Raw genomic sequence first — 8,912 nt, 5'->3', positions numbered from 1 at the left:
CCCGCCCCCGCCCCGGCCCCCGCCCCGGCCGTGCGCCGGGAACCGGCCGTGCGCCGGGCACCGCTGCCGATCTTCGGCAAGATCCTCACCGATGGCTGGAGGTCGCTCATTGGCTGGGCGATCGGGCTCGCCGCCCCGATCTTCCTCTATTTGCCCACCTACCCGAGCATGGCGGGGCCCGAGATGCAGAAGCTGCTCGACACCATGCCCACGCAGCTCCTTCGAGCCCTCAACTATGACCAGATCACCTCGGGCGCCGGCTACACCCAGTCGACCGTCTTCGGGCTGATTGGCTTTCTGCTGATCAGCATCGCCGGAGTCAGCTGGGGCGCTGCGGCACTGGGCGGCGACGAGGAGTCCGGCCATCTGGAACTCACCCTCGCGCACGGCGTGACCCGACTCGAGGTTGTGGTGCAACGCTTCGCCGCACTTTCGGTGCGGATCCTGGCTCTCTCGGCCGAGGCCTTCCTGCTAATCCTCCTGCTGAACGAGCCGTACGGTCTGGGACTGAACGCGGGCTATCTCCTGCAGACCAGCCTGCTCTTCGGCGGCTTCGCACTGCTCTGCGCGAGCGTGGCCATGCTGGCCGGCGCCATGACCGGCCGACGGGTCTGGGGTGTCGGCGCCGGCGCTCTGGTTGCCGCCGTCGGCTACGTCTTCAACGCGGTCGGCAATCAGAGTGCTGACCTCGAATGGCTGCACGCCTTCTCCCCCTACTACTGGGCCTATGGCAACAACCCGCTGCAGAACGGGGGAGGCAGCGGCGCACTGCTGGCGTTCTATGGTGGGTCGCTCGCCGTGCTCCTGCTCACGACGGTGGTGTTCCGTCGCCGAGACATCGGGGTCTGACCGGCCCGGGCCGCAACCAGATCAGCTCCCTCGTCCTTGTTGTGCCGGTGATTTACGTCATTCGTGCCCGACTCGCCCTCTTTGGCACAGTCACCCTGATCGTGACCTCCCGCGCCGCGGCGGAGTCTCGACGGGCGGGGCCACCGGTGATTGAGTCTGCCGAAATCAGAGCAAGCGGGTCTCGGCGGGCCGGGTCACCGAGCCGTCGAAGGCTTCCAGATGCCGCGCCGACGATCCCCGATGACGCCCCCGACACGTTCTTCGTCATCCATGTTCCAAGCAAGCAAGAGGCGTACGGAATGCGCCGGCCGCGACGAGCCTCCCGAGGGAGAGTAAGAATGCCCCCAGCGGCACAACCAGCGAGCAGCCCGAGAGCCGGTGCGGTCCCTAGATGAGAAGAACCGATAACCCCGACTGGGCCTTGCCCGATTCCGCCAACCCAAGGATCGCGAGCGACCGAGCGAGAGCGACATAGCCTTCGTCGAGGATGGTCAAGGCGGTAGTAAGCAGAGTGTTTGCGTTCTCCAGGTGCGCGTCTTGCAGTCGAACCACTTGTTCAGGGGTGAGATCGGGAAGTGTACTCACAGGCATAATCACAGTCTGTACGTAGTAGCGGAGATTTGTGAGGTTGCGCCGCACCGCCCAGATGCTACGAACGCTTGATGTGCAAATCGGCACCCGTTCGGTGCAACCCTCTATGAGCGCGCCTCGCCCGATTCGCTTGGAACCTGGGAAGCGAAATTTGGCCCATCGAAGGTGGTGGTAATGCGAAAGCGCGAACGGATGGGCCCACAAAATACCAAGGAAGCTACTGAGCCGTTTGATGTTTGGCGAGACTTTGGAATCTCAGCAAATAGCCGTCCGGATCGAACGTTATAAACTCGCGAACGTCTACGTCACCGGCACCAACGCGGTAGGACGTGGTCCTAGGCTCCCTAAAAAGTGTGATGCCGGCCGCGGTCAGCGATGAGAGGACCACATCAATATCCGGGACCTCGATCTGGAAGTTGATCCCTCGGCCGTACGGGGACTCTAACGAACCAGCAATCCAATTTTCGCCAGCGACTTCTTGTTCGAGCATCACATGCGAGCCGCCGAGCGCGATATACGCGAATCCATCCTCGGGCCGGTCGTAGCGAATCTCGAATCCGCAGAGTCCGCACCAGAAGGCCATGCTTTTAGCCAGGTTACTCACCACCAACTCCGGCACCAGCGTCGGTTCGAAAGGAGTAGTCACCACCCCATGGTGGCACACGCACGCACAAAGGGTTCCGAGTCTCCAAGCTGGAGGCACTCGTTGGAGGATTCTGGCAGTTTTGTAGCGGACCGAACCGGCTTACCCATGGCCGCGGACCGCTAGGCTTACCTGTCATGTTCACGATCGAAACCACGCGCCCAGGCTCGGCCATGGCTGAGTCGATCGTTAGGGCCTACCTGACCGATGTTGCGTCGCGATGGTACGGGCGAACGGCGACGCTAGACGAGGTGGAAACGGCTCTGCGGGACGAGCCCTACGACGATCTGCAGGGCGATACTGGGGCCTTATTCGTCGCCATTGTGAAAGGGCAGGCAATAGCGTGCGCCGGCGCGCGCTGTGTCCACGACGTCGCCGAGCTGACGAAAGTATTCACCTTGCCGAGCCACCGAGGCGAGGGTGCGGGTTCACAGTTGCTTCAGACTGTGGAACAAGCCTGCCGGGATCGGGGAATAACCACTCTCCGATTGGACACTCGGGCCGAGTTAAGAGAAGCGTGCGCCCTCTACGAGCGCCTTGGGTTCAAGCCAGTCGAGGCGTTCAACGACGAGCCATATTCCGACCGCTGGTATGCCAAGACCCTCGACATTGTCGCCCGATAGTCGATCCTCGAGGGAGTAACGACGCGAGAACTTGTGCCACAAAGTTTAGATGATAGACGTTCTCGAACCCACGCTTGTCCCTGAGCTACTCGTTAGTGATCTTGATCGGAGCATCGAATTCTGGTGCGGTCGCTGCGGCTTTGATATCCGCCTGGATCGTGTAGTTATGTGAGGGTGTTGGCCTGTCAGGCCCGGCATGGTCCTTGCCCCCAGTCGCCCATGATCCGGGGGGGGGGTGTTGTCACCGGGCCTGACTGGCATCAGGTGATCGCTGATAGGGGCTGGACCGGGACTCGTCCCAGGCCGTTCTTAACGTGGATGCCGAGACTTGATGCCGCGGTTCAGGCCGACTTGTGGAACCTGAGACGGAGGATTCATGATCGAGAACTACGACAGCGTCGACGTCATCATCGGCGTGGATGTCGACCAGGCCCTGCCCAACGACGAAGCCAAGCTACGCGACCTGACCGGGCAGCTAAAACGACACGGCCAGGTCTTGTTCGTCGTCGATCAGCCCGCGACCATCCGCGCCCTGCCGATCGCCGTCGCCCAGGCCGAAGACGTGCTCGTGGGCTACCTGCCGGGCCTGGCGATGCAGCGCATCGCGGACCTGCACGCCGGCGAAGCCAAGACCGACGCCCGCGATGCTGCGATCATCGCCTAAACAGCCCGGAGCCTCCCGCACGCCCCTGCGGTCGCTGCAGCTGGCCGATGAGCAGGTCGCGGAGCTCTGCGGCTTCGACGACAATGTGGTCGGCCAGATCACCGCCACGAGCAACCGCATCCGCGGGCTGCTCACGCAGATCCACCCGGCGTTGGAGCGGGTTCTGGGCCCGCACCTAGACCACCCGGCGGTGCTGGACCTGCTGCAGTGCTACCCAACGCCAGCGGCGATGAAGGCCGCCGGCACGGCCCGCCTCGGCAACCGGCTGGTGAAGCTGGCACCGCGCATGGGCCGACGCCTCGCGGACGAAATCACGCAGGCGCTGGCCGAGCAGATCGTCGTGGTCACCGGCACAAACGCGACCAGCTTCGTGCTGCCTAAGCTCGCCGAACAGCTCGCGGCTTTGCGTCGTCAGCGCGAGGAGATCGCGGTCGAAGTCGAACGGCTCGTGGTGGCTCACCCTCTTCACCCCGTCCTGATCAGCATGCCCCGAGTCGGGATCAGGACCGCCGCCAGACTCCTCACCGAAGTCTCCGGCAAAGACTTCGCCTCCGGCGGCCACTCGCCGCCTAAGCCGGCCTCGCGCCCGTGACCAGGCGCTCCGGCAGCTCCATCCACGGCGAAAATCCGTCCCGGCGCGGGAACAAGATTCTCAAACGGGCGCTATTCCTTTCCGCCTTCGCCGCGCTCCGCGACCCGCTCTCACACGCCTACTACGACCGCAAAATCGCCCAAGGCAAACGCCACAACCAAGCCCTCATCGCCCTCGTCCGCCCGGAATTTGTCAAGGTGAATGAGGCCAGCGTGAGTTTAGGCGGCTAGGGTGTGTCTCCCAAAGCCTGGTGAGGGTTTTGGGCAGGATTGAAGCATGTCTCGTACTGCCGTGTTGTCTGAGAGTGAGTGGGCTCGGATCGAGCCGATGATGCCGTCGTCGTCTGGTCGTCCTGGCCGCCCGTTCCAGGACCACCGGCGGGTGATGGAGGGCATCATCTATCGGTATCGGGCGGGGATTCCGTGGCGGGATCTGCCCGAGACTTTCGGCCCGTGGCAGACGGTGTGGAAGCGTCATCGACGGTTCAGCGGCGATGGGACCTGGAACAGCATTCTGGCCCGGTTGCTGTCCGAGGCTGATGCGGTGGGCAAGATCGATTGGGAGGTGTCGGTGGACTCGACGGTGAATCGGGCGCATCAACACGCGACGAACCTTCCGCGCACCACGGGGGGCCTTGTCGAATTACACGAATCTTCTGGAAGAGCCTCCTGAGCACGCCATTGACCGGTCACGCGGTGGTTTAACCACCAAGATTCACCAGCTCTGCGACGGGAACATGCGCCCGCTCGTGGTGCTCTTGGGCACCGGGCAGGGCGGTGACTCGCCCCTGTTCCCCGAGGTCATGGCCTCGCTCAGCGTCGACCGGATCGGACCCGGCCGGGCTCGCACTCGACCCGACCGGGTGCTAGCAGACAAGGCCTACTCGGCTAAAGCTCACCGGGCCATGCTGCGAAAACGAAACATTCAGGTCGTCATTCCGGAACGCTCTGACCAGGTCGGCAACCGGAAACGCCGCGGACGAAACGGTGGACGCCCGGTTGGCCTCGACAAAGAGGCTTACAAGCGCCGCAACGTCATTGAGCGTTCGTTCAACACCCTCAAGCAGTGGCGTGGACTCGCCACCCGATACGACAAACTCGCCCTAACCTACCGAGGCGAAGCTGTTTTGAGCGCCATCGTGGTGTGGTTACACGAATTAGGAGACACGCCCTAGATGAGTGAGTCCTAATGGTCGTAGGCGATGAGGGATCGTTTGTTGGGGGTTCCGAGTAGCCAGTTGTGCCAGATTCCGGCTGCGAGGGCGAATAGCCGGCCGGCGAAGCGGGTATCCGCGATTTCCGAGACCCGGCCTGGAACTAATCGGATAAGCCGTTCGAGGGGCATTGTTGCGCGGAGGCTAACCGCGCGCAACAGAGACTCGGTCGATGGAGCTCTCCCTCGCTCCGTATCCGCTGAGGGTTCTGCGAGGATTGAATTCCATTAGATACTGACCGGACTCGCACGGCCAACCATTGGCGTCGTGCAGATCGTCGGGAACAACGCTATTAGTGGATGGCACAGCCCGCGCCCGCAGTAGTTTCTGCCCGACGTGCCCGACTTCTAGGGTTGGATGCCGGCCGAGGAATTCATCGCGGCGACTCGTCGCGATCGACCGGCGCATCCTGGGCGGTCTCGTCGGAATGTTACCCGGCAGCGGCCCCGACGCGACTTTCCCAAATTGCCTCAGTAAAACCTTCGTGCAGGGCCTTGGCCAGTGACAGGAGAGTTCGGCGTAGGAGCGCTCGCCCGGCAGGGTGCAGTCACCGTCTCACTTTGATCGACGAGGGCGACAGGCTCACCTGGCGAGCTCTGCTAGCTCCTCGGCGAGCAGATCCTGCAGCGTGGCTAAGTCGGGGCAAGCATCGGGGTCGGCGATGAGAGTGATCGTGAGATCGCCTGCGTATGAGAGCACTGTGAATGAGACGGTCACGTTTCCCGTCGAGGTGCTCAGCGGGACAATCGCGGTGACCGGGCAGCCAAAGATTGAGAGTCGCTGTTCTGGCCCGCGCAGATTGCTTACAAAGGTGTGAATTAGACGCTGCCGGTCGACGAACCATTGGAATAGTCCCAGCTGGGCGAGCACCCGGAAGAACGGGCCGAGCAGAGCGGTCGTCGCACCGGGTGACGACCGTTTGGCCTTCCGTGTCCCCTCTGCTACGAATCGCAATCGACTCGCCGCGGCGCCGACTCCAGGCACCCGGATTGGGATCACCCCGCTGCGATTGCCCAAGTCTCCGTGCGTCGCGGCGCGCCGCTCGGAGAACGGCACCGAGACGATGAACCGGTCGACAGCCTCGCCGCGCAACGCGAGGAGCCGGTGCAGGGCGCCACCGATCGCGGTAAGCACGACGTCGTTGACCGTGGCCTTCTGGGCGTGACCGGCGTTGCGGATCCCGTCCAACGCCACCGTCACCGAAGCGAGGCTTCGTCGCGGGCCGGTCGGCCGGTTGAGCGACGTTGACCTCAGGCGCGTCCACCGCACCGACCGCAATTCCCGGGCCGCGTCCTGGAGGCGGCGCAGCAAAACGGGGAAACCTCGCAGCGAACCTAGCCGGCGGGTCCAGGCGTCGATGGCGAGCTGGCGAATGGACGCTTGCGGCCGCGGAAAATCGGATTCACGCGTCTTCGAGCCCACGGCCCTGGGCTTCCCGGTAGCGTCCGACTGGTCTACGAGCCCGCCCAGCACAGCCAGGCCAGCCACGCCGTCGGCGAGCACGTGGTGAAAGACGACGATCAACGCAGCTTGGTGCCGCGCTACTCCGGTGACAAGTGTGGCTGCCCAGAGCGCACGGGTGCGCGGCAGCGGATTGACCAGCAGCACTGCGGCTAGATCAAGTACCGCCTGCTCGTCCCCGGGGGACGGGCAGGGGATGACGCTCACATGCTCGGTCACGTCGAAATCGGCATCGTCTACCCAGATCGGCCGCCCACAGCCGAACGGCGCCGGCACGAGCCTCTGCCGTAGCCGCGGCACGCCCGGAAGACGCTGGGCGAGAAGGTCGACAGCCCGCTCGACATCGAGACCAGTCCCCGAACCGAGCACGTCAACCGTGTCGATCATCAGCACGGCACCCACCTGCAGCGGTGAAGCTCCGTGCTCGGTTGCCAGCGACATCAGATCGTCGGTACTCACCCGGTCGATCGAAGACGACACCCCCATATCTCCAAACTATACCCACGGCAATCGGGTATGTCGCGCCTGTGATTGAGCCTGGCAAAAACACGGACAATCTCGACCACCGGCGGTGTGGCGAACCCCGACATGAGCCCGTTCTCTCGGTGCGTGGACTTGGTGACGGATGTCCCATCACTGATGCCACCGGATATGCGGCCTGAGGATTCCCGGAGGCTCCAGCTACCTACGGGGGCGAGCGAACACGGTGCGCAACGAGACCCGTTTAGTGTACTAGACCGACCTTCGAACTCGGGTTGGCGCGCCGGCCGCTGTGGCGTCGGGGTTGTAGGTGATGGTATCGAGGTTGTATTCGAAGTACACGAACTGGTTGTGCGGGGCAGTGGGATGCCAACGGCCCTCGCCGCGGGTGGCGAGTCGCCGGGTGCCGAAAGTTCGATAGTCGCTCACGGGTGTCGACCAGGGTTGAGGGGTGAAGGTGGAGCCGTCCTGACTGGTGCTCATCCGGTCGTCGGAGATGAAGTCGACGAGGTCGCCGTCGCGGAAGGTCAGGTCGGCGGTCACGGTCTGCGCACCGTTGGTAAATACCCCGCGGACATGGCTGTCGTCGAGGGGCTGCCAGACGATGGGGGCGTCAATGAGTGCCACGGGGGCGAGGATGCAGAGGTCGTTGAACAGTGTCACGGTTTCGGCCCGGTCCATCTCCGGCCCTGCAGCATTTGCCATCGGCAGCATCGAGCACAGCTTGACGCGCATGGTGGCGGTGGGCCCGACGAGGACGTGGAGGACGTCGACCGGCAGGCTGAACATCGTGGCGTCCATCCAGAACAACCGGCTGGGCGCGGGCCCGTAGGTGTTGACCTGCTCGCCGGTGTAAGTCATCCATCGCGACGTGGCGCTGGCACGTATCCGGCCGTGAATTTTGGCACGCAGGGAAGTCACCCGGGGTTGACCGACGGCCCCGGAGCGCCGAACGTGCTCGGCGACCAGCTCTGGCAGGTGGGCCAAGTCAGCTTCGGTCAGGGCCAGGCCGGAGCGCGGTTGGGCTTCGCTGAGCGCGGCCTGGACGAGACGCTGGTACTCGGCGCGGTAACTCGTGGGGCCGTGGGACACGAAGGTGTATCCCAGGGCGGCCAGCAGCAGGAGGTTTGCCAGCGTGCCTGTTTTGGCGTCGCTCCATGAGGTGAGGATTGCGGCCTGCGAGATCAGGACGCCGATAGTGCCGGCGACCCACCACATGCGATTGCGGGCTGCGAGCAGCACCCCGGTCGCTACGACTACGATCGCGGCGGTCAGCCAGACCAGGCCGAGCGCCGGGTTGATCGGCTGGGTGAGAGCCTCCACCTCCGCCCAGTTGAACCCTTTGGCTGCGCCGAGCAGGTGGATGAGACCGTGCCCGACGAGCACGACAACGACGAACCACCGCATGAAGGTTCTCATCGGGTCGCGTCCCGAATTTGGCGGGGGAATGAGTTTTCGACGCGGTTTATGCGGGTGGCTGACATGGTGTGTGCCTTCGTTTTCGTGGGGTTGGGGTGGGTTGGGTTGGGCTGGTGGTGGTGACTCAGTCGGATGCGACGGCGTCGAGCACGGGTAGTCGGGCGGCACGGGATGCTGGCCATAGTGCGGCCAGCACGCCGACGACGACAGCTAAGGCGAGCATGCCGGCGAGCTGCGCCCAGGGGATGGCCAGTGTGGTCAGGCCGACCCCGTTGAATACGGTCGGCATCACTGATGCAATGGCAACGCCAAGAACAACGCCGACGACGGTGCCGAACAGGGCCGTCAAGACGCTCTCGATGGTGATGATCCCGGCC

At 63.9% G+C, this 8,912-nt stretch carries 8 protein-coding genes and 2 pseudogenes; 4 read left to right on the top strand and 6 right to left on the bottom strand.

What is annotated here, in order from left to right; genetic code table 11:
* Positions 1-30 precede the first annotated feature (30 nt).
* Positions 31-849 (top strand): ABC transporter permease subunit, encoded by an 819-nt coding sequence (locus E3T23_RS13670; protein ID WP_255570763.1) that lies wholly within the window; start codon positions 31-33, stop codon positions 847-849.
* A 387-nt stretch (positions 850-1,236) separates the two neighbouring features.
* On the opposite strand, the gene E3T23_RS16050 is transcribed toward E3T23_RS13670, so the two are convergent.
* Together E3T23_RS16050 and E3T23_RS13660 are read right to left on the bottom strand one after the other, a co-directional pair.
* Entirely contained in the window at positions 1,237-1,440 is a 204-nt protein-coding gene (locus tag E3T23_RS16050; RefSeq protein WP_420898330.1) for an AbiV family abortive infection protein, read from the bottom strand.
* A gap of 217 nt (positions 1,441-1,657) precedes the next feature.
* Positions 1,658-2,086, bottom strand: a complete 429-nt coding sequence (locus tag E3T23_RS13660; protein ID WP_198416224.1) for a bleomycin resistance protein — start codon at positions 2,084-2,086, stop codon at positions 1,658-1,660.
* A gap of 134 nt (positions 2,087-2,220) precedes the next feature.
* Here E3T23_RS13660 and E3T23_RS13655 point away from each other — a divergent pair, with 134 nt between their 5' ends.
* The 3 genes and pseudogenes from E3T23_RS13655 to E3T23_RS13640 all read left to right on the top strand — a co-directional run bounded on the left by E3T23_RS13655 (position 2,221) and on the right by E3T23_RS13640 (position 5,136).
* Entirely contained in the window at positions 2,221-2,706 is a 486-nt protein-coding gene (locus tag E3T23_RS13655) for a GNAT family N-acetyltransferase (RefSeq protein ID WP_134371027.1), read from the top strand.
* Positions 2,707-3,082: 376 nt separating this feature from the next.
* Positions 3,083-4,144, top strand: a pseudogene (locus E3T23_RS13645) (IS110 family RNA-guided transposase); the annotation flags it as partial.
* Between the two features lie 94 nt (positions 4,145-4,238).
* A protein-coding gene (locus tag E3T23_RS13640; RefSeq protein WP_134371024.1) for an IS5 family transposase occupies positions 4,239-5,136 on the top strand; the annotation gives its coding sequence in 2 pieces (ribosomal slippage) (positions 4,239-4,589 and positions 4,591-5,136; 897 coding nt in all).
* An 11-nt stretch (positions 5,137-5,147) separates the two neighbouring features.
* On the opposite strand, the pseudogene E3T23_RS13635 reads toward E3T23_RS13640, so the two are convergent.
* The 4 genes and pseudogenes from E3T23_RS13635 to E3T23_RS13620 all read right to left on the bottom strand — a co-directional run.
* Positions 5,148-5,240 (bottom strand): annotated as a pseudogene (locus tag E3T23_RS13635) (IS982 family transposase); the annotation flags it as partial.
* Between the two features lie 517 nt (positions 5,241-5,757).
* Positions 5,758-7,116, bottom strand: a complete 1,359-nt coding sequence (locus tag E3T23_RS13630; RefSeq protein WP_166806303.1) for a wax ester/triacylglycerol synthase domain-containing protein — start codon at positions 7,114-7,116, stop codon at positions 5,758-5,760.
* Between the two features lie 252 nt (positions 7,117-7,368).
* Positions 7,369-8,523, bottom strand: coding sequence for a DUF6544 family protein (locus E3T23_RS13625; RefSeq protein WP_166806302.1), 1,155 nt, complete (start codon positions 8,521-8,523; stop codon positions 7,369-7,371).
* 136 nt (positions 8,524-8,659) lie between these two features.
* Positions 8,660-8,912: FtsX-like permease family protein (locus E3T23_RS13620; protein ID WP_134370910.1), on the bottom strand; the 253-nt coding region annotated here is incomplete at its 5' end.

This window comes from Cryobacterium cheniae, assembly GCF_004403395.1.
GTDB lineage: Bacteria > Actinomycetota > Actinomycetes > Actinomycetales > Microbacteriaceae > Cryobacterium > Cryobacterium cheniae.
Note: the sequence above shows the minus strand (reverse complement) of the source record. Positions and strands in the feature narration are given on the sequence as shown.